This is a genomic window from Ancylobacter defluvii (assembly GCF_018390605.1).
Classification (GTDB): Bacteria; Pseudomonadota; Alphaproteobacteria; order Rhizobiales; family Xanthobacteraceae; genus Ancylobacter; species Ancylobacter defluvii.
The window spans coordinates 1-20,650 of sequence record NZ_JAHBGD010000017.1 but is presented as its reverse complement, the minus strand read 5'-3'; the positions used below and the strand labels follow the sequence as shown (position 1 = coordinate 20,650).

The following is a 20,650-nucleotide window of genomic DNA, read 5'->3' as shown; positions in this document are numbered from 1 at the left end:
CGACGATTTCCTGTCGGTCATGAGAGGTCTGTCCTGTTTGACCGCGCGACGATCCGGGCGGTGAAGCTCAGCGATCTGCCGGGCTTCTCAGCCTGCTGGGTCATCTTGTACCCGGAGGACACCGATCCCGAACCGGCAAGAAGCGAGGCATCATGGTCGGCCATGTTTGCTTCGGGATTGATCACTCCGCTCCTTGCCGAATTGGACGGTGTTCTGGTCTCCGGTTGCGTGCTCGTCATCGTTGCCAATCTCACGCGCGGTGCCCGACGTTCGAAGTGATCGAAAATATGGCCACGCATCGCGACCATCGGCGCAAAGGTTTCGGGCGGACGGTGCTTGCGGAAGAAGCCGGAAACCCTGCGCTTCTATGAAGGGCCCGGGTTTATTCGCGGCAGGACGGCGTTCCCGGCACGTCGGATCCAGCGTTCAGGCCCCGAGCGTGAGCGGCGCGGAGCGGCCGGCCGATGGAACCTGCCGCGGTCTCGCGCGTCTAGGAGGTAACTCCCCGACGCCCGGATGCCCCCATGCAGTTCAATGTCTCCTCCCGCCTCGATTATGAGGTGCGTTCGACCACCGTCTTCGTGCTGAATGTCGAGGCCGCGGCCTTGCGCAACCAGAAGGTGCTTGCCGAGAACCTGGTGCTGGAGCCGCCGCTGGCGCTCGATCGCCATGTGGCGAATGACAGCGGCACCCGCTTCGTGCGCGTCATCGCCGAGCCCGGCACGTTCAGCGTCGGCTATCACGGCCATATCGAGCTCAACATGCACGATGCCGATCCGGCGACGGTGCCGGAAGTGGCGATCGCCGAGCTGCCGCTGGAGGTGGCGCCTTATCTCAATCCCAGCCGCTATTGCCAGTCCGACCTGCTCGGCCGTTTCGCCCAGCGCGAATTCGGCGGCCTGCCGCCCGGCCATTCGCGGGTGACGCAGATCTGCAACTGGATCTATGAGCATGTCGACTATGTGCGCGGTGCTTCCGACGCGCAGACCTCGGCCTATGACACCATGGTGCTGCGCGCCGGTGTGTGCCGCGATTTCGCCCATCTCGGCATCAGTTTCTGCCGGGCGCTCGGCATTCCCGCCCGTTTCGCCAGCGCCTATGCCTGGCAGCTCGAGCCACCCGATTTCCACGCGGTGTTCGAGGCCTATCTCGGCGACAGCTGGTACCTGTTCGACCCGACCCGGCAGGCGGCCTTGCAGGGGCTGGTGCGCATCGGCGTCGGCCGCGACGCGGCGGATGCGGCTTTCGCCACCATACACGGCGATGCGGAGATGACCGGTATGCAGGTGAGCATCGCTCCTGCCGATGACGAGGCGGCCGGCGAGGAGCCGACGGTGCGGGCGGTGGGGATCGCGTGAGGCGGTGGCCGGTCAACCGGCCGGCGGCACCACCAGGGCGTGGCCGGCGAGCTCGAATTCGTCGATGCGCACCACATTGCCCTCGATGCGGGCGCGACCCTCGCAGACCAGGCGCAGCGCCGCCGGGTAGATGACGTGTTCCTGCGCCAGCACGCGGGCGCCGAGGGTGTCGGCGTCGTCGCCTTCCAGCACCGGCACCGCCGCCTGCATGATGATCGGGCCGACATCCATCTCCGGGGTGACGAAATGCACGGTGCAGCCGTGGATCTTCACCCCCTCCGCCAGCGCCCGCTCATGGGTGTGCAGACCCTTGAAGCTGGGGAGCAGGGCGGGATGGATGTTGATCATCCGGCCGGCCCATTTGCCGGTGAAGCCGGGGGTGAGCAGGCGCATGAAGCCGGCGAGGCAGACCAGATCGATCTGTTCCTCCTCCAGCGCCGCATCGAGGGCGGCGTCGAAGGCGATGCGGTCGGACTTGCCGGCGGCGTCGCGGAACGCCGTGTGATCGATGGCGCGGGTCGGGATGTTGCAGGCCTGTGCGCGGACCAGGCCATGCGCCTCCGGGCGGTTGGAGATCACACAGGCGATCTCGCCGGGAAAGCCGGGGACGGCCGCCGCCTCGATCAGCGACATCATGTTGGAGCCGCGCCCGGAGATCAGCACGGCGATGCGGGGCGTGCTCACAGGGGGAGGTCCAGGTCGAGCGCGCCGTCATAGACGACATGCGCCGCACCTTCGCCGGGCTCGATGGCGCCGAGATGGATCACTTCCTCGCCCTGATCGGCGAAGGCGTCGGCCACCGTCTCGGCATGCTCGCAGGCGCAGACCACCACCATGCCGATGCCGCAATTGAAGGCGCGCAGCATCTCCTCCGCCGCCACGCCGCCGGTCTGCGCCAGCCAGCGGAACACCGGCGGGAGCGGCAGGCCGTCGAGGTCGATGCGGCCGATGGTGCCCTTGGGCAGCACGCGCGGCAGGTTCTCGGTGAGGCCGCCGCCGGTGATGTGGGCGAGCGCCTTCACCTTGCCGGTCTCGCGGATCACCGACAAAGCGGGCTTCACATAGAGCCGGGTCGGGGTGAGCAGCGCCTCGCCGAGCGACTGCCCGGCATGGAACGGGGCCGGGGCGTCCCAGCCAAGGCCGGAGAGCTCGACGATGCGGCGCACCAGCGAATAGCCGTTGGAATGCACGCCGGAGGAGGCGAGGCCGAGCAGCACGTCGCCGGGGGCGATATCGGCGCGCGGCAGCAGCTCGCCGCGCTCCACCGCGCCGACCGAGAAGCCGGCCAGATCATAGTCGCCCTCGGCATACATGCCGGGCATTTCGGCGGTCTCGCCGCCGATCAGCGCGCAGCCGGATTCGGTGCAGCCCTTGGCGATGCCGGCGACGATCTTGGCGCCGACCTCGGGGGCCAGCTTGCCGGTGGCGAAATAGTCGAGGAAGAACAGCGGCTCGGCGCCCTGCACCACGAGGTCGTTGACGCACATGGCGACGAGGTCGATGCCGATGGTATCGTGGCGGCCGGTCTCGATGGCGATCTTCAGCTTGGTGCCGACGCCATCGGTGGTGGCGACGATCAGCGGATCCTTGAAACCGGCGGCCTTGGGATCGAACACGCCGCCGAAGCCGCCGATATCGGCATCGGCGCCGGGGCGGCGGGTGGCCTTCACCAGCGGCTTGATGAGGTCGACGAGCCGGTTGCCGGCGTCGATGTCGACGCCCGCGTCACGATAGCTGAGACCCTGGCCGTTGCCGCTCATGTTGCGCCCCTCTTCAGGAAAGCACGCGGATTAACCGCTTATCGGGCGGGGGGCAAGCAGGCGCGGCCTCAATGACGGCCGGCGCGGTCGATGCCGAGCGCCATGAGCCCGGCCGCCAGCCCCCAGAAGGCCGAGCCGATGCCGAGCATCGACACGCCGGAAGCGGTGACGGCGAGCGTCAGCACCGCCGGGAAGCGGCGGGCGCCGTCGCTCATGGCGGTGCCGAGCGCGTTGACCAGCGGTCCCAGCAGGGCGAGGCCGGCAAAGGCGGCGATGAGGCCGGAGGGCAGGGCGGTGATCAGCGCCACCAGCGAGGCGCCGCCGATCGCCAGCACCACATAGGACAGCGCGTAGAACGGGCTGGCCGGCCAGCGCCTGGCCGGATCGGGATGGGTATCCGGCCCGGTGCAGATCGAGGCGGTGATGGCGGCGAGATTGGTGCTCAGCGAGCCGACGAAGGCGGTGACCAGCGAGGCGAGGCCGGTGACGGCGAGAATCGGCGGCGTGGGCGGCCGGTAGCCGGCGGCCTGCAGCACCGCGAGGCCGGGCAGGTTCTGCGAGGCCATGGTGACGATATAGAGCGGCACGCCGATGCCGATCAGCGCCTCCATGTCGAAATGCGGCCAGATGATCGTGAGGGCGGGGGCGGGGAAGACGTCCGGCAACGGCCCGACGCGGCCGAGGAAGAAGGCGAGCGCGATGCCCAGCGCCAGGATCATCAGCACCGCGCCGAACGGGCTGATGCGCCGGGCGATGAGGAACATCGCGATGAGCGGCAGCACCAGCAGCGGATCGGCCTGCGCGGAGGTGAAGACGGCGGTGCAGAAGCGGAACAGCACGCCGGCCAGCATGGCGGCGGCGATGGCGACCGGCAGGCGCTGCACCAGCGCGCCGAGCGGCTTCACCGCGGCGGTGGTGAGGATGAGCACGGCGGCGAGCAGGAAGGCGCCGACCGCGCTGTGCGGGGTGAGGCCGTGCGAGCCGGCGATCAGCGCCGCGCCCGGCGTCGACCAGGCGGTGATGATCGGCATGCGGTAGCGCCAGCCGAGCACCGCCGAGGTCACCGCCATCGACAGGCACAGGCCGATCACCGCCGAGGAGGTCTGCGCCGGGTCGGATCCTACCGCCTGCGCGGCGGCGATGATGAGGGCAAGCGTGCCGCCGAAGCCGACCAGCGCGGCGACGACGGCAGAGGTGACGACGGAGGCGCGCAGGGTCGGGGAGGGACCGGCGGAGGAAGGCTCGGCGGGGGCGTGCATGGGCGGGCACCACGGCAGGCGGCAGGATGCCGTCTTGTGCCACGCCGGGGCGGCGGCGTCACGGTGGGACTTCGCCCGGACGGTGCGCGCGAGCCTGGGTTGGTCGGGAGCGGGATGATGCCGTCTCCCAATGGGGCGGGGGAGATGGAGAGTGGGAAGGAGATGGCACGGCTCCGGTGAGGCATCCTCTCGGCGGCCGGACCGGAATTTTCATTGCCTCGATGATCGCCCCATCGCGGGGGGCCAGCTTGGCCGGGCTTGAAGCAGCGCGGCCGGGCAGGGTGCGCGGCCGGGCACGCTGGAGGTCTCTCTTTTCGAGGCTCGCATCTCTCGCAGCTGAGAGCCTGACAGCTGGTTTCCTCTCCCCGCCGGACCTCGGCTGTTGCCGATTTCGGCTCTGGCAGAGTCCAAACCGGAAATATCCGGCTTGGACAGAGAGATGGACCGCGAAGCGGGTCGGTGAAGGGCGAGGTCATAGGGAAGCGTCGAAGACCCCTCACCCCAGCCCTCTCCCCGACGGGGAGAGGGAGAAAAGCGCGATGGTTGTGCGGTTCTCCGCTTACGGGGCCGATTCTCGGCGGCCTCTGTGAGGCGGTCTCTCAGCCGAGGCGGCCGAGGGGGATGATCTCCGGCGCGCGGTCGTCGAGCGGTCCGCCGCTCCAGTCGCCGAGCCAGCGCTCGACAGTGAGACCGGCATCGGCGATCAGCCGGGCCAGCTCGTCGCGCGGGGTGAAGCGGATGCGGCTGGCGGCAGTAAGTTCGCGGCCATCGGCAAGCCGGTAGAAGGTTTCATAGGTGACGATGCCGGTTGCCGCATCATGGACGGCGCTGTTCCACGCCTCGACCTCGCCATGGCGGGGATGGGACACGCGGCGGCGCGAATTATGCGGCTGCCACTCCTCCCACTCCCGGCAGGCCGGGTTGCGGCTGTCGAAGATGAACCGGCCGCCGGGGGCCAGATGGCGGGCGATGGTGGCGAGGGCGGCGCGCTGGTCGTCTTCGCCGAGGAATACCTGAAAGGCATGGCCGGTCATCACCACCAGATCGAACCGGCGGCCGAGATCCAGCCGGCGGGCATCCGCCTCGATCCATTCGACGTCGGCGCCGCCCGGACGGGCGCGGGCGATATCGAGCATGGCGGCGGCCGGATCGACGCCGACGCGCCGCGGCACGTCGAGGCCGGCGAGGAAGCTGCCGGTGCCGCAGCCGAGATCGAGCACGGAGCCGCCGCCGCGCGCCAGCGCCGTGCAGAAGTCGACATCGGCGCCGCCTTCGTTCTCGGCATCGTAGAACGTCACCAGCGCGGCATCGGTATAGAGCGGGTCGTCGTGCGGCATCGGGGCCTGCTGGGTTCCTCGGCGGCGGGACGGGCAGGGAAGCCGCCGGCCGCCGGGCCTGTCAAGCGCGGCCGTCTGCCGTGTCGCGTGGGAGATGGGCGCCGTTAGGGGACACCGGCGTGGGACAGCCACCGCCCGCCGCGACCGGCCACGCCGCGAGTACCCGGCCGGCGGGGAGCCATCGGCGCCCTCCGATCTCTCTCGCGCGTTCGTCCGTCGCGCGCGAGAGAGATCGGAGGGCGCGCAGGGCCGGCGGCTTGCACCGTCCGGGCAAGGCCGGCCGTGAAACTGCCGGCCGCCGGGTCCGTCAGGTCCGGCCGTCCGCCGTCTTGCGGAATGGGTGCGGGTAGCGCCGAGGCCGGGGGAATACTGCTCTCATCCGTGCATGCTCAAAGGCTTCCTCGGTCCGCGCCGGCACATGCGCGGGCACGGCCGGCCTGCATAACGGCTTTCCGCCTTGGCAAGCCCCCCGGCGCGCACTATGTCGGCAGGGAGGAGCCTCACCCGACGTGAACCTGCCCAACGCCATCACCATCCTGCGCTTGTTCGCCGTGCCGGCGGTGGTGTGGGCCATCGCCGACGACCGCATCGCGCTGGCCTTCTGGATTTTCCTCGCCGCCGGCATCTCCGACGCGGTGGACGGCTTCATCGCCAGACACTTCAACATGCAGAGCGAGCTTGGCGCCTATCTCGATCCGGTGGCGGACAAGGCGCTGCTGGTGTCGATCTATGTCGCGCTGGCGCTGACCGGCCAGGTGCCGGGCTGGCTCACCCTCGCCGTGGTGGTGCGTGACGTGGTGATCGTCAGCGCGGTGGCGGCCTCCTGGGCGATGGAGCAGCCGGTGACGATCCGGCCGCTGATCGTCTCCAAGCTCAACACGGCGGCGCAGATCGGCTTCGCGGCGCTGATGCTGGGGGCCACCGGCTTCAGCATCCCGCTCGGCAACGCCTATGAGGTGGGGCTGGTGCTGGTCGCCGGCCTCACCGCGATCTCGGCGCTCGCCTATCTTTTCGAGTGGAGCCGGCATCTCGCCCGCTGAATTGCGGGGAGACGCGATCGCGCCGCAATAATTCCTGATATCAATGCGGGTGACGAAGCGTGAGAGCAGGGATCGGTCGAACCGCATGATGTGGCACAAGCAGGTAACGTTCTGGCTGAGCTTTCTGACGGCCATCGTGCTGATCTGCTGGCTGCTCTCGGGGGTGCTGCTGCCCTTCGTCGCCGGCCTCGCCCTCGCCTATTTCCTCAACCCGGTGACGACGCATCTGGAACGGCTGGGCGTCAACCGGCTGGTGGCGTCGCTCGCCGCCATCGCCCTGACGCTGCTGCTCGGCATCCTGCTGCTGCTGCTGGTGGTGCCGATCTTCGGCGCCCAGTTCTCCGCCTTCCTGGAGCGGCTGCCGGAATACATCGTCAAGTTGCAGAACATGGCGACCGGGGAGGGCGCGCGCTGGCTTAAATCAGTGGTCGGCGACCGGTTGCCGAACATCCAGCAGAGCCTGAGCCAGCTGGTGTCGCAGGGCGCCTCCTACATACTCGGCTTCGTGCAATCGATCTGGACCGGCGGGCAGGCGCTGCTCTCGCTGTTCTCGCTGGTGGTCATCACCCCGGTGGTCGCCTTCTACCTGCTCAATGACTGGAACGGCATGGTGGCCAAGGTGGATTCCTGGCTGCCGGTGAAGAACCGCGACAAGATCCGCGAACTCGCCCGCGAGATGGACCGCGCCATTGCCGGCTTCGTGCGCGGCCAGTCGCTGGTGTGCCTGATCCTCGGCGCCTTCTACGCGGTGAGCCTGACGCTGACCGGGCTGAATTTCGGCTTCGTCATCGGCCTGGTCTCCGGCATCATCACCTTTATTCCCTATGTCGGCTCGCTGACCGGCCTGCTGCTCGCCGGCGGCGTCGCCATCGTGCAGTTCTTTCCCGACTACTCGATGATCGGCCTCGTGATCGGCATCTTCGTGTTCGGCCAGTTCGTCGAGGGCTACATCCTGTCGCCGAAGCTGGTGGGCGACAGCGTCGGGCTGCATCCGGTGTGGCTGATGTTCGCGCTACTCGCCTTCGGCTATCTGCTCGGCTTCCTCGGCCTGCTGCTCGCCGTGCCGCTCGCCGCCGCGGTGGGGGTGCTGGCGCGATTCGCCATCCGGCAGTATCTCCAAAGCCCGCTCTATACCGGCGAGGACGAGGGCGAGCCCGACGCCGGCTCTGAGGTCCGCTGATCCATGTCCGTGCGCGATGCCTCCACACGCCAGCTGCCGCTGGACCTGCCGCCGGTGGAGAACCGCACGCGCGCCGATTTCCTTGTCGGCCCGGCGAACGAGCCGGCGCTGGCGCTGATCGACCGCTGGCCGGACTGGCCGGCGCGGGCGGTGGCGATCACCGGCCCGGCCGGCGCCGGCAAGTCGCATCTCGCGGCGCTGTTCGCCGAGGCGAGCGGCGCGCCGGTGCTGCCGGCGGCGCAACTGACCCGCGAGACGGTGCCGGCGGCGCTGGCGGCCAGGGCGCTGGTGCTGGAGGATCTGGGCGAGGGCATGCTGGACGAGGCGGCGCTGTTCCATCTGCTCAATCTGGTCGGCGAGCAGAGCGCACATCTCCTCGTCACCTCCCGCCACCTGCCGGCGGCGCTGGCCGAAACCTTGGCGACGCGCGACCTCGCCTCGCGGCTGCGGGCGATGCCGGCGGTGCGGCTGGGGGCGCCGGACGACGCGCTGCTGGCGGCGGTGGCGGTAAAACTGTTCGCCGACCGGCAGATCACCCCGGACGAGGCGCTGATCGGCTATCTGATGGCGCGGGTCGAGCGCTCCTATGCCGCCATCGGCGCGCTGATCGCCGAACTCGACCGCGAGGCGCTGGCGCGCAAGCGCCCTTTGACCCGCGCACTGGCCGCGGAACTACTGCGCAAGCAGACTGGATCAGGCTCGGACGACGACGGCGACGACAGCCGCGACGCCGATGAAAGGGATTGACCCGAGTTGAAGCGTTCTATGTCATCCAGCCGTCATGAAGCCCGGCGACCTTCCCGCCGGAAAAAGGCACCGCTGATCCTCGACAGCGTCCACGAGACGGAGCCGACAGCCGTGATGGAGACCGAGGTGAACACCACCGACGCGAACGCGACCGAGCCGGCCGTCATCGAGCGGCAGCTCGAGGAAGACCTGATGGCCTCGCCGGAGCGCTTCATCAATCGCGAGCTGTCCTGGCTGCAGTTCAACCGCCGCGTGCTGGAGGAGGCCTCCAACCGGGCGCACCCGATCCTGGAGCAACTGCGCTTCCTGTCGATCTCGGCGAACAATCTCGACGAGTTCTTCATGGTGCGCGTCGCCGGCCTGAAGGAACAACTGCGCGAGGGCTTCACCGGCAAGAGCCCGGACGGGCTGACCCCGGCCGAGCAACTGCCGCTGATCGCCGCCAACGTCGCCGAGCTCGGCCATGACCAGCAGGGGCGCTGGCGCGAGCTGCGCAGCGAGCTGGTGGGTGCCGGCATCGTGCTGGTGGACGGTGCCGAGGTGCAGAAGAGCGACCGGACGGTGCTGGACGACTTCTTCCTCACCCGCGTGTTCCCGGTGCTGACGCCGCTTGCCATCGACCCGGCGCATCCGTTCCCCTTCATCCCCAATCTCGGCTTCTCGCTGGCGTTGCAGCTGGCGCGCATCCATGACGGGCGGACGATGAACGCGCTGATCCGCGTTCCGGCCAAGATCGACCGCTTCATCCGGCTGCCGGACGGCGAGGGCGGGGCGGCGCGCTTCATCACGCTGGAGCAGATGATCGGCCTGTTCATCGGCCGCCTGTTCCCCGGCTACCAGGTGAAGGGCCATGGCAGCTTCCGCGTCATCCGCGACAGCGACCTCGAAGTCGAGGAAGAGGCCGAGGACCTGATGCGGCAGTTCGAGACGGCGCTGAAGCGCCGCCGCCTCGGCCAGGTGATCCGCATGGAGGTCGACGCCGCCATGCCGGAGGAGCTGCGCAATTTCGTCGCCCGCGAACTGGGCGTCGCCGAGGACGAGATCTTCCTGGTCGACGGCGTGCTGGCGCTGAACGAATTCAGCCAGCTGGTCGGCATCGACCGGCCGGACCTCAAGTTCAAGCCCTACAATCCGCGCTTCCCCGAGCGCATCCGCGACCATGCCGGCGACTGCTTCGCGGCGATCCGCGAGAAGGACCTCGTCGTCCACCATCCCTTCGAATCCTTCGACGTGGTGGTGCAGTTCCTGCGGCAGGCGGCGCGCGACCCCAATGTGGTCGCCATCAAGCAGACGCTGTATCGCACCTCCTCCGACAGCCCGATCGTCAAGGCGCTGGCCGAGGCCGCCGAGGCCGGCAAGTCGGTGACGGCGCTGGTGGAGCTGAAGGCGCGCTTCGACGAGGAGGCGAACATCCGTTGGGCGCGCGACCTGGAACGCGCCGGCGTGCAGGTGGTGTTCGGCTTCCTGGAGCTGAAGACCCACGCCAAGCTGTCGCTGGTGGTGCGGCGCGAGGGCGGTTCGCTGACCAGCTACTGCCATGTCGGTACCGGCAACTACCACCCGATCACCGCGCGCATCTATACCGACCTGTCCTTCTTCACCGCCGACCCGGTGATCGGCCGCGACGTGGCGCGGATCTTCAACTTCATCACCGGCTATGCCGAGCCGGCCGAGCTCGAGGCGATGTCGGTGTCGCCGCTGACGCTGAAATCGCGCATCCTCGACCATATCGACGCCGAGATCGGCTTCGCCAAGGCCGGCAAGCCGGCGGCGATCTGGCTGAAAATGAACGCGCTGGTCGATCCCACCATCATCGACGCGCTCTACCGGGCGAGCCAGGTGGGGGTGGCGGTGGACATCATCGTGCGCGGCATCTGCTGCCTGCGCCCCGGCGTGCCCGGGCTTTCCGACAATATCCGGGTGAAATCCATCGTCGGGCGCTTCCTCGAACACCCGCGCATCTACTGCTTCGGCAACGGTCACGGCCTGCCGCATGCCGAGGCGGCGGTGTATATTTCCTCCGCCGACCTGATGCCGCGCAACCTCGACCGGCGCGTCGAATCGCTGTGCCCGATCACCAATCCGACGGTGCACATGCAGATCCTCGACCAGATCCTGGTCGCCAATTTCGAGGACAACCAGCAGAGCTGGCGCGTCTTGCCGGATGGTTCCTCGCAACGCATCGTTCCCGACGAGGGTGTCGAGCCCTTCAACGCGCAGCAGTACTTCATGACCAATCCGAGCCTGTCGGGACGTGGCAAGTCGCTCAAGGATTCCTCGCCGCGCAACCTCATCCGCCGCCGCGGCCGCAATACGTGACAGCATGAAAAACGTGATCCACGAGGCCTCCACCGGCCTCGTCTCAGGTACCCCGGTGGCGGTGATCGACATCGGTTCCAATTCGGTGCGCCTCGTCGTTTATGAACGGCTGGCGCGCTCGCCGACGCCGATCTTCAACGAGAAGGCCTCCTGCGCCCTCGGCCGCGAGGTGGCGACCACCGGCCGGCTGAACACCGAGGCGGTGGCCAAGGCGCTGGCGGCGCTGCGGCGCTTCCGCGGCCTGTGCGACCGTATGGGCGTCGGCACGGTGTGGGTGATCGCCACCGCCGCCGCGCGCGATGCCGAGAATGGCGGCGAGTTCATCGCCGCCTGCAACGAGATCTGCCGCACCGAGGTCGAGCTGCTCTCCGGCAAGCGCGAAGCGCAGCTCTCGGCGCTCGGCATCATCTCCGGCGTCCACCATGCCAATGGCGTGGTCGGCGATCTCGGCGGCGGCTCGCTGGAGCTTGCCGACGTGCATGGCCAGCATATCGGCTCGGGGGTGACCTTCCAGCTCGGCGGGCTGGCGCTGCAGGAGCGCTCCGGCCGTTCGCTGAAGAAGGCCGACAAGATCGTCAAGGATGCGCTGGCCAAGGAATCGCGGCTGGAGCACCTGAAGGGCCGCACCTTCTACGCGGTCGGCGGCACATGGCGCGCGCTGGCGCGGCTGCACATGTTCCAGCGCGGCTACCCGCTGCACGTGATGCACGGCTATGTCATCCCGGCCAAGGAGGCGCTGGAATTCGTGCGCCTGATCCGTCGGGTGCCGATCGACACGCTGTCGCGCATCGACACCGTGTCCGACGTGCGCCAGCCGCTGCTCGGCTATGGCGCGGTGGTGCTCGAGCACATATTGCGCATCGGCAAGCCGGAATCCGTCTACATCTCGGCGCAGGGCGTGCGCGAGGGACTGCTGTTCGAGGAACTGGACGAGGCGGAGCGCAAGGTCGACCCGCTGATCGCCGCGGCGGCCGAGCTCAACGAGCTGCGCTCGCGCTCGCCGCGCCATGGCGAGGAGCTGTTCGCCTGGACCGACCAGTTCATGGCCTCGTCCGGCATCGAGGAGAGCCATGAGGAAAAGCGGCTGCGCCACGCCGCCTGCCTGCTCGCCGATATCGGCTGGCGGGCGCATCCCGATTATCGAGGCGAACAGAGCCTCAACCTGATCGCCCATGCCTCCTTCATCGGCCTCGACCATCCCGGCCGCGCCTTCCTGGCGCTGGCGATCTATTACCGGCACATGGGGCTGATCGACGAGGATCTCTCGCCGCGCATCCGCGAGCTGGTCTCGACGCGGCTGCTCGACCGGGCGCGTATTCTGGGGGCGGCGATGCGGGTCGGCTACATCCTGTCTGCCGCCATGCCGGGCACGCTGCCGGTGGCGCCGATGACGGTCGACAAGGGCAAGCTGGTGCTGCGTCTCGAGGACGATCTCGCCCCGCTGGCCGGCGAGCGGGTGACCAGCCGGCTGCGCACGCTGGCCCGGCTGGTCGGCCGCGAACCGCTGGTGGTGACCTAGGCGCCCAAGGCCGCGGCCGGCGCGGCCGTTGCCACTCATCGATGGATAGGCGCCGGGTCAGCGCGCGGCGCGCCAGCGCGGCCGGGCTAGGGCGCGCCGGGCTAGGGCAGGTGCAGCAGCACCGGCAGCGTGCCGTCCACCTGCAGCATGCCGATCACCTCGAACATCGGCATGGCGAGGATGAAGGGCAGGGCATCGATGAGGGTGCGCACCACGCGGCGCGGCTGGATCTCCAGCACCGGCTCGTCGTGCCACAGCGCCGGATCGGGCAGGAAGCGCGGCACGCGGCGGCAATAGGCGGCGTAGGGCGCGCCGAACAGCACCAGCAGCGCCGCCTCCTCCTTGCGCACCACGCCATGGAAAACCGCATAGGCGATGGCCAGGAAGGCGAGGGCCAGCACCACGCTGCCGCTGCACGCGCCCATGCCGAAGGCGCCGATGAAGGAAAACACATAGAGCGGGTTGCGCACGATGGAGAACGGCCCGCGCTGCACCAGATCCTTCATCTTGCGCCCGCCAATATAGAGCGAGGACCAGCAGCGGCCGAGGATGGCGATCAGCACCAGGCTGAAGCCGATATTCTCCACCCATTCCTGAACCGGGCCCTGCCAGTCCCAGATCGAGCGGACGAAGGGAAACAGCGCCAAGGCGGGCAGGGCGATAAGGAAGATCGTCCGCCGCCGGGCATGCTGCACCCGCGACAATTCGGGCATGGGCGCGCCCGCATGCGGCGGAAGATCCAGCGTGTACGCCATGTGCACTCCTTGAAACCTGAAGCCGGCCGGCGATGCGCCGGACCGCAGGTATCAAGGTGCTCGATTCGGGCCGTGTTCCGGCTCTTCCATGACGTAATTGAGATCAGCCACACGCCGCGCCGATTGCAGGCGTGGCGCGATCTTCCCCGGCGGCGTTCAGCCCTCGCCGGGGTCTCGCGGCGGCCTCATTCGGCCGGGCGTGGGAGCGCGATGACCCGCCCGCGCTGCATGGCCAGCGCCAGGCGGCCATCCTTCAGCGCCAGCGCCTTCTCGCCGAACAGCTCGCGCCGCCAGCCGGCCAGCGCCGCCACCTGCGGCTCGTGGTCGGCGGCGATGCGCTCGAGGTCGTCCACCGTGGCGATCACCTTGGCGGCGACGCCGTGCTGCTCGGAGGTCATGCGCAGCAGCACCTTCAACAGTTCCACCGTCGCCGAGGCGCCGTTGGAGAGCGGGCGCTCGCGCTCGATCTCCGGCAGCGTCTTGGGGTCGCGCGCGAGACCGGCGCGCACCGCCTCGAGGATCTGCTCGCCGGTGCGCGAGCGCTCGAAGCCCTTGGGGATGGAGCGCAGGCCGGCAAGGCGCTCGGGCGTGGTCGGGTGCTGGGCGGCGATCTCGCCGAGCACCTCGTCCTTGAGGATGCGCGAGCGGGGGATGTCGCGCGCCTGCGCCTCGCGCTCGCGCCAGGCGGCGACCTCCATCAGCACGGCGAGGTCCTTCGGCTTGCGCACCCGCGAGCGCAGCCGCTCCCAGGCACGTTCCGGCTCCTGGCGGTAGGTGTCCGGCGAGATGAGCACCGCCATCTCCTCGGTCACCCATTCGCTGCGGCCGCGCTTGACGAGATCGGCGTCGAGCTTGCGGTAGACGTCGCGCAGATGGGTGACGTCGGCCTCGGCATAGGTGATCTGGGCGACGGAGAGCGGGCGGCGCGACCAATCGGTGAAGCGCAGCGACTTGTCGAGCACGGCGCCGGTGAGCCGCTGCACCAGCTGGTCGTAGGAAATGCTGTCGCCATGGCCGAGCACCATCGCCGCCACCTGGGTGTCGAACACCGGATGCGGGATGATGCCGGCGAGGTGCCACACGATCTCGATGTCCTGCCGGCCGGCGTGGAACACCTTCAGCACGTTCTCGTTCGCCATCAGCGCGAAGAGCGGGGCGAGGTCGATTCCCTCGGCGATGGCATCGACCACCACCGCTTCCTCGGTCGAGGCGAGCTGCACGACGCAGAGCTTCGGCCAGAAGGTGCTTTCGCGCAGGAATTCGGTGTCGACGGTGACGAAGGGATGCCGGGAAAGGCGTTCGCACGCGGCGGCGAGGGAATCAGTGGTGGTGATCATGTCCATAGTGGCAATTTCATAGCCGAAGAAACGATCGGAAACGACCGTGAATTCGCCATGACCTAGCGAAAGCGTTAACCATGTCGCGCTAGTTTCCGCCGGCACGAGCGCCCGGCTGAAGGTCGCTCCCCCAAGAGGAATCCCCGACCATGAAGAAGACGCTCTTCGCTCTCTCCCTTGCGGCGGCTGTCGCCGCCAGTGTTCCGGCCTCGGCGGCCGAGCGCGTGGATGCCGGCGTGCTGGTGTGCAGCGTCGGCGCCAGCGTCAGCATGATCGTCTCCTCGAAGCAGGAGCTCAGCTGCACCTTCAAGCCGGTGAACGGCCCCGACGCCAACTATAAGGGCGTGATCAGCCGGGTCGGCCTCGATCTCGGCGTGACCGGCGCCGGCATGATGACCTGGGGCGTCGCGGCGCTGACCAAGAACGTGTCGCCGGGCGCGCTGGCCGGCAAATATGCCGGCGTCTCCGCCGATGTGGCGCTCGGCGTCGGCGTCGGCGCCAATGCGCTGGTCGGCACCGACAAGTCGATCGCGCTCAACCCGGTCTCGGTCGAGGGCAATATCGGCGCCTCGCTGGCGCTGGGCGTCGCCGAGATGACGCTGACCTATCTGCCGTGATAAATTTGATGGTCCGGCCCGAAAGGCCGGACCATTCTGTGCTTGTGGGCAGTGGTGCGGACGGGCGCGGGGGCGTGCATGTACTCTCTGGCCAATGGCCATGATGCGTTGTCCATCGCCCCCAACCTGCTGCTGGCGGTCGCGCTCGGCGCGCTGGTCGGCGTCGAACGACAGTTCCGCCAGCGGTTCATCGGACTGACGACCCATGCGCTGGTGGCGCTGGGCGCTGCCGCCTTCACCTCCCTCGCCGTACTTATCGAGAGCGGCTCGGATGTGCGCATGGGCGGGCAGGTGGTGACCGGCATCGGCTTTCTCGGCGCCGGCCTCATCATGCGGGACGGGCTCAGCGTGCGCGGCCTGTCGAGCGCCGCCACGGTCTGGGCGACCGGCGCCATCGGCACGCTGGCGGGCTACGGCTTCTATATCGGTGCGTTGGAGACGACGGCGCTCGTCGTGCTCATCAACCTCGCCTTGCCGCGGCTCGGCGGCGTGCTGGAACGTTTCGCGCCGGAGCGCGAGGCGGTGGAGCGCTTCTATGTCATCGAGCTCAAATGCTCGGCGCAGGATGAGGCGGAAATGCGCGCCCGCCTGCTGAAGGCGATGCAGGTGCACGAATTGCGGCTGCACGCGCTGGAAAGCCATGCGCTGGCGACGACGGCGGAGGTCGAGGTCGAGGCGATCGTCTATAGCCGCCGGGAAGAGAACGAGCTGGTGGAGAGGCTCGTCGGCGAACTCAGCGCCTCGCCGCTGATCTTCGCGGCAAAATGGACCTCGACCGCGCCGCCGGAATGATGCCGCCCCATTCGAGCCGGGTTGGAGATTGACAAACCGCGTGGGTGCATGCACCCCTCCGCGCGCTCAGGTGAGCGCCCCAATGGGCCCATCGGGGCGTTTTCGTTCGTCCGCCGTTCCGGTTTGAGGTTACGCCATGCATCGCTATCGCTCGCACACCTGCGGGGCCCTTCGCTCAGGCGATGTCGGCGCCACTGCGCGGCTCTCCGGCTGGTGCCACCGCATCCGCGACCATGGCGGCGTGCTGTTCATCGATCTGCGCGACCATTACGGCCTGACGCAGGTGGTGGTCGACCCCGACAGCCCGGCCTTCAAGCTCGCCGAGACCGTGCGCGCCGAATGGGTGATCCGCGTCGACGGGCGGGTGCGCAACCGCCCCGAGGGCACCACCAATGCCGAGCTGCCGACCGGCGAGGTCGAGCTCTACGCCACCGAGATCGAGGTGCTCGGCCCCGCCGCCGAGCTGCCGCTGCCGGTGTTCGGCGACATCGATTATCCTGAGGAGACGCGGCTGCGCTACCGCTTCCTCGATCTGCGCCGCGAGAAGCTGCACAAGAACATCATGACGCGCGGCGCCATCATCGACGCCATGCGCACCAAGATGAAGGGGCAGGGCTTCTTCGAGTTCCAGACGCCGATCCTCACCGCCTCCTCGCCCGAGGGCGCGCGCGACTTCCTGGTGCCGAGCCGCATCCATCCCGGCACCTTCTACGCGCTGCCGCAGGCGCCGCAGCAGTACAAGCAGCTGATCATGATGAGCGGCTTCGACCGCTACTTCCAGATCGCCCCCTGCTTCCGCGACGAAGACCCGCGTGCCGACCGGCTGCCGGGCGAGTTCTACCAGCTCGACCTCGAAATGAGCTTCGTCGAGCAGGAAGACGTGTTCGCCGCCGTCGAGCCGGTGATCACCGGGGTGTTCGAGCAGTTCGCCGAGGGCAAGCCGGTTACCAAGGAGTGGCCGCGCATTCCCTATGCGGTGTCGATGCGCAAATACGGCACCGACAAGCCGGACCTGCGCAACCCGCTGGAAATGCAGGAAGTCTCCGAGCATTTCCGGGGTTCGGGCTTCAAGGTGTTCGCGCGCATGTTGGAGGACCCGAAGAACGAGGTGTGGGCGATCCCCGGCCCGACCGGCGGCTCGCGCGCCTTCTGCGATCGTATGAACTCATGGGCGCAGGGCGAGGGCCAGCCGGGGCTCGGCTACATCATGTGGAGCCAAGCGGAACATGACCTTAAGGGTACAGTGACTTTTCCGAGCGGTAGGCAAGAACTTCGCGTGGACCAGACTCAAGGCCAAATTGTCGGTCGCGGCCCGCTCGCCAACAATATCGGCCCGGAGCGCACCGAGGCGATCCGCGCGCAGCTCGGCCTCAAGGCCGGCGACGCGGCGTTCTTCGTCGCCGGCAATCCCGAGAAGTTCGTCAAATTCGCCGGCGCGGCGCGCACCAAGGTGGGCGAGGAGCTGAAGCTGGTCGATTTCGACCGTTTCGAGCTGGCCTGGATCGTCGACTTCCCGTTCTACGAGTGGAGCGAGGAAGACAAGAAGGTCGACTTCTCGCACAACCCGTTCTCCATGCCGCAGGGCGGGCTGGAGGCGCTGAAGACGCAGGACCCGCTCACCATCAAGGCGTTCCAGTACGACATCGCCTGCAACGGCTACGAGATCGCCTCCGGCGGCATCCGCAACCATCGTCCCGAGGCGATGGTGAAGGCGTTCGAGCTCGCCGGCTATGACGAGGAGACGGTGAAGGAACGCTTCGGCGGCATGTACCGGGCGTTCCAGTATGGCGCGCCGCCGCATGGCGGCATGGCGGCCGGCGTCGACCGCATCGTCATGCTGCTCTGTGGCGTGTCGAACCTGCGCGAAATCTCGATCTTCCCGATGAACCAGCAGGCGCAGGACATTTTGATGGGGGCGCCCTCGCCGGCGACGCCGAAGCAGCTGCGCGAGCTGCACATCCGCACCAACCTGCCGGAGAAGTGAGCCGGGGCGCTTCGCCGCCAACGCGCCGATCACGCCATGCTGACCAAGCCGCGTCCCGCAAGGGGCGCGGCTTTTTCATGTGCGGCGAACCTTCGGGGGCGCCGGGGCGCTCAGGGCGTGTCCACCACCTGCACGTTCACCTGATCGATGAGGCTCGCCGGGTCGTTGCGCAGCGCCTCGATCGCGGTCAGCAGCGGCAGCGTCTGCGCGCGCGGGGTGATGCGCAGCGACAGCGTGCTCATCGGCTTCTGCAGGAAGCCGATGAAGGCCTGTACCGCCGGATCGAGGTCCGGCCGGTCGCCGGCCATCGGGCCGAGCAGCATCTCCGCGAAGCCGGCGAAGAGCTGGCGCAGCATCTCCGGCGGCACGCCCTGCTCGCGCGCCGCCTCGGCGAGCTTCTGGTCGTAGAGGCCGGAATCGGTCAGCGTCAGCTGCACCATGTCGACATTGGCCGCCATCGCGGCGCCGAGCGCCGCCGTCGGGTCCGGCGAGAAGGCGGCGGCCTCCACATTGCTCAGTCGCGCCGCGCCGTGCAGGGCGAAGGAATCCGACATCTCGGCATAGACCGGCTCGACGACGACGGCCTTGTCGCCGGGATTCCAGCGCGCAGCGATATCGACCGACAGGCTGGCGCGCGAGACGCCGTCCGGCACCATGAGCGCCATCGGGCTGCCCGGCGGCAGGCCGGCGGTGGGGCCGGAACCGCGCAGCTTGAAGGCGAGGCGGGTCGGCACCGCGCCGTCGGCGGCATCCCAGGACAGCGACAGCGTGTCGAGCCGTGCCGGCTCCGTCGTGTCGGGAATCGGCGCCTCGAGACCGGAGACCTCCACGCTGGCGAACATGCCGATCAGCGCGATGAGCGTCGCCGGATCGCGGGCGAGCGCCGGGCTGGTCGCCACCTGCGCCGCGAAGCGCAGCGTGTTGCCCGGGTGCAGGCCGCCCAGCGCCAGCCGGTCGAGCCGGAACACCGCGCCATCCGCCTCCTTGCCGGTCAGTCCCTCGACGGCGAGCAGGTCGAGCCGGCCATCGTCGAGCTTGCCGAGGGCGATGGACCTGACGGCGACGGTGGGGCCGTCCTTCTCCCGGGTCTCCAGCCCTTCGAAGCTGGCGCTGCCGATACGCAGCGCGTCATAGGCGCCGGCGATGCCGGTGAGCAGGTCGGCGATCTCCTGCGGGGCGGGCTCGCGGCCCTGCGCCGCCACGTCGCTGATGCGCTGGCCGATGGTGAACAGCTCTTCCGCCGGAACGCCGGAGGGCTGGAGAGCGACGTCGCGCACGCTCATCACCGCCCATTGCTCGGTGGTGCCGTTCTCGGCGTTGAAGCGGTAGTCCTGCGCGCGCAGCGAGCCGTAGACGATGCGGAAATCGGTCTCGCGCCGCCGCCGCTCCGGGTCCAGCAGCGCCAGCAGCGGCACGATGTCGATGTTCTCGGCGACAACCGCGCCCATCTCGCCCTGCGCCGCCACCGCCGGGGTGCCGCCGATCTGCAACTTGGTGGATTCCACCCCGATGCGGGCAATCTTGCCGCCCTCGAAACGCTCGAGCGTCATCGGGCCGTAGGTGGCGTCGGTCTCCACCCGCGTCGTCGCCTCGCCGGTGGCGGTCGAGGTGGTGGAGGCGGGAATGTCGATGCGCCCGATCCGCGTGGCCTCGACGATGGCGAGCACCAGCGGCCAGGGCTGCGGGCTGGCGACGGCGACCTGCGCCGGGCCGACGAAATCGGTGAGCGAGACCAGCGGCGCAACGAAGCGGCCATGCACCTTCGGCGCCAGCGGCAGCGGGCCTTCCGCCTCCAGATTGCGAATCTCCACTTCGCGGGCGGCGACGCGGCCGGCGGCCGGCTGGTCGAGCCCGCGGGCGGAGAGCAGGGCGATGCGCACCGTGCCCTGGCCCGGGGCCTCCACGGAGAGGTCCTTCACGTCGAGACGGCGGTCGAACACGTCGAAATCGACGTCGCCGTGGCGGGCGGTGACGCCGTCGGCCGCCAGCGAGGCGATGAGCGTGTCGATCTGCCTCCGGGCTTCGTAGTCGGCATAGAAGATGAGCCCGAAATAGCCGGCGCCACCGGCCAGCAGAAGCGCCGCAAGGGCGACAAGAAACGTCTTACGCATGAGGCCGTGACCCGAGACCGGTTTTCCCGCGCCGGCGGTCATTCGCCGCCGGCTGCCGCCCCACCATAGCCAACCGTCGAAAGACCAGCATTACAAATTCGGAAAGTCGTTGTACCTCCGCCCGGAATGCCTATTCTCCGCGCAGAATTTCCGGGTAGGGAAACATTCAATGGCCTCTTACATCTCCGACGACCTTCGCTCGGGTGCGATGGTCTATCACCGGCTTCCGCGTCCGGGTAAGCTTGAAATCCAGCCGACCAAGCCGCTTGCCAACCAGCGCGACCTGGCGCTCGCCTACACGCCCGGCGTCGCCGCGGTGTGCGAGGCGATCGCCGCCGACAAGTCGCTGGCCGCCGAACTGACCACCAAGCAGAACCTTGTCGCGGTGGTCTCCAACGGCACGGCGGTACTCGGCCTCGGCAATATCGGGCCGGAAGCCTCCAAGCCGGTGATGGAGGGCAAGGCGGTCCTGTTCAAGAAGTTCGCCGGCATCGACGTGTTCGACATCGAGATCAGCGCCCTCGAGATCGACCAT

Annotated in this window: 17 protein-coding genes and 1 pseudogene; 11 read left to right on the top strand and 7 right to left on the bottom strand. The window is 68.6% G+C overall.

Features of this window, described 5'->3' with window-relative positions; translation table 11 throughout:
* The first annotated feature begins 60 nt into the window (after positions 1-60).
* Complete coding sequence (locus KHC24_RS11780) at positions 61-279, top strand: hypothetical protein (RefSeq protein WP_213363472.1); 219 nt, start codon at positions 61-63, stop codon at positions 277-279.
* Positions 280-524: 245 nt separating this feature from the next.
* Positions 525-1,358 carry a transglutaminase-like domain-containing protein gene (locus KHC24_RS11775; RefSeq protein ID WP_213363471.1) on the top strand — a complete coding sequence of 278 codons (834 nt, stop codon included), beginning with the start codon at positions 525-527 and terminating at the stop codon, positions 1,356-1,358.
* 12 nt (positions 1,359-1,370) lie between these two features.
* Here KHC24_RS11775 and purN read toward each other — a convergent pair whose 3' ends face one another.
* The 4 genes from purN to KHC24_RS11755 form a co-directional block, all read right to left on the bottom strand.
* On the bottom strand, positions 1,371-2,042 hold the full coding sequence (purN, locus tag KHC24_RS11770) for a phosphoribosylglycinamide formyltransferase (protein ID WP_213363470.1): 672 nt from the start codon (positions 2,040-2,042) through the stop codon (positions 1,371-1,373).
* The gene (gene purM / locus KHC24_RS11765) at positions 2,039-3,118 is read right to left on the bottom strand and encodes a phosphoribosylformylglycinamidine cyclo-ligase (protein ID WP_213363469.1); all 1,080 of its coding nucleotides are present in this window, start codon (positions 3,116-3,118) and stop codon (positions 2,039-2,041) included. Before purM ends, purN begins: the two co-directional genes overlap by 4 nt.
* A gap of 68 nt (positions 3,119-3,186) precedes the next feature.
* A complete protein-coding gene (locus KHC24_RS11760; protein WP_213363883.1) occupies positions 3,187-4,332 on the bottom strand; it encodes a benzoate/H(+) symporter BenE family transporter in 1,146 nt (381 codons plus the stop codon).
* Between the two features lie 644 nt (positions 4,333-4,976).
* On the bottom strand, positions 4,977-5,714 hold the full coding sequence (locus tag KHC24_RS11755; protein WP_213363468.1) for a class I SAM-dependent methyltransferase: 738 nt from the start codon (positions 5,712-5,714) through the stop codon (positions 4,977-4,979).
* 509 nt (positions 5,715-6,223) lie between these two features.
* On the opposite strand from KHC24_RS11755, the gene KHC24_RS11750 reads away from it, so the two are divergent.
* From KHC24_RS11750 to KHC24_RS11730, 5 genes are all read left to right on the top strand, one after another.
* The gene (locus KHC24_RS11750) at positions 6,224-6,754 is read left to right on the top strand and encodes a CDP-alcohol phosphatidyltransferase family protein (RefSeq protein WP_213363467.1); all 531 of its coding nucleotides are present in this window, start codon (positions 6,224-6,226) and stop codon (positions 6,752-6,754) included.
* Between the two features lie 85 nt (positions 6,755-6,839).
* On the top strand, positions 6,840-7,934 hold the full coding sequence (locus tag KHC24_RS11745) for an AI-2E family transporter (RefSeq protein ID WP_213363466.1): 1,095 nt from the start codon (positions 6,840-6,842) through the stop codon (positions 7,932-7,934).
* Positions 7,935-7,937: 3 nt separating this feature from the next.
* Positions 7,938-8,681: a P-loop NTPase family protein gene (locus KHC24_RS11740; RefSeq protein WP_213363465.1), complete on the top strand. Its 744-nt coding sequence runs from the start codon at positions 7,938-7,940 to the stop codon at positions 8,679-8,681.
* A 114-nt stretch (positions 8,682-8,795) separates the two neighbouring features.
* Positions 8,796-11,000: an RNA degradosome polyphosphate kinase gene (locus tag KHC24_RS11735; RefSeq protein ID WP_213363881.1), complete on the top strand. Its 2,205-nt coding sequence runs from the start codon at positions 8,796-8,798 to the stop codon at positions 10,998-11,000.
* Positions 11,001-11,004: 4 nt separating this feature from the next.
* Positions 11,005-12,519 (top strand): Ppx/GppA phosphatase family protein, encoded by a 1,515-nt coding sequence (locus KHC24_RS11730; RefSeq protein ID WP_213363464.1) that lies wholly within the window; start codon positions 11,005-11,007, stop codon positions 12,517-12,519.
* 101 nt (positions 12,520-12,620) lie between these two features.
* Here the strand turns inward: KHC24_RS11730 and KHC24_RS11725 are convergent, their stop codons facing one another.
* Together KHC24_RS11725 and rnd are read right to left on the bottom strand one after the other, a co-directional pair.
* A complete protein-coding gene (locus KHC24_RS11725; RefSeq protein WP_246546834.1) occupies positions 12,621-13,274 on the bottom strand; it encodes a methyltransferase family protein in 654 nt (217 codons plus the stop codon).
* A 185-nt stretch (positions 13,275-13,459) separates the two neighbouring features.
* Positions 13,460-14,617: a ribonuclease D gene (gene rnd, locus KHC24_RS11720; RefSeq protein WP_213363463.1), complete on the bottom strand. Its 1,158-nt coding sequence runs from the start codon at positions 14,615-14,617 to the stop codon at positions 13,460-13,462.
* A gap of 143 nt (positions 14,618-14,760) precedes the next feature.
* On the opposite strand from rnd, the gene KHC24_RS11715 reads away from it, so the two are divergent.
* From KHC24_RS11715 to aspS, 3 genes are all read left to right on the top strand, one after another.
* The gene (locus tag KHC24_RS11715) at positions 14,761-15,228 is read left to right on the top strand and encodes a DUF992 domain-containing protein (protein ID WP_213363462.1); all 468 of its coding nucleotides are present in this window, start codon (positions 14,761-14,763) and stop codon (positions 15,226-15,228) included.
* A 78-nt stretch (positions 15,229-15,306) separates the two neighbouring features.
* On the top strand, positions 15,307-16,020 hold the full coding sequence (locus KHC24_RS11710; RefSeq protein WP_246546831.1) for an MgtC/SapB family protein: 714 nt from the start codon (positions 15,307-15,309) through the stop codon (positions 16,018-16,020).
* A 136-nt stretch (positions 16,021-16,156) separates the two neighbouring features.
* Positions 16,157-18,004 (top strand): aspartate--tRNA ligase, encoded by a 1,848-nt coding sequence (aspS, locus tag KHC24_RS11705; RefSeq protein ID WP_213363461.1) that lies wholly within the window; start codon positions 16,157-16,159, stop codon positions 18,002-18,004.
* A 110-nt stretch (positions 18,005-18,114) separates the two neighbouring features.
* On the opposite strand, the gene KHC24_RS11700 is transcribed toward aspS, so the two are convergent.
* Complete coding sequence (locus KHC24_RS11700) at positions 18,115-20,115, bottom strand: hypothetical protein (RefSeq protein ID WP_213363460.1); 2,001 nt, start codon at positions 20,113-20,115, stop codon at positions 18,115-18,117.
* A 169-nt stretch (positions 20,116-20,284) separates the two neighbouring features.
* On the opposite strand from KHC24_RS11700, the pseudogene KHC24_RS11695 reads away from it, so the two are divergent.
* Positions 20,285-20,650 (top strand): annotated as a pseudogene (locus tag KHC24_RS11695) (NADP-dependent malic enzyme); the annotation flags it as partial.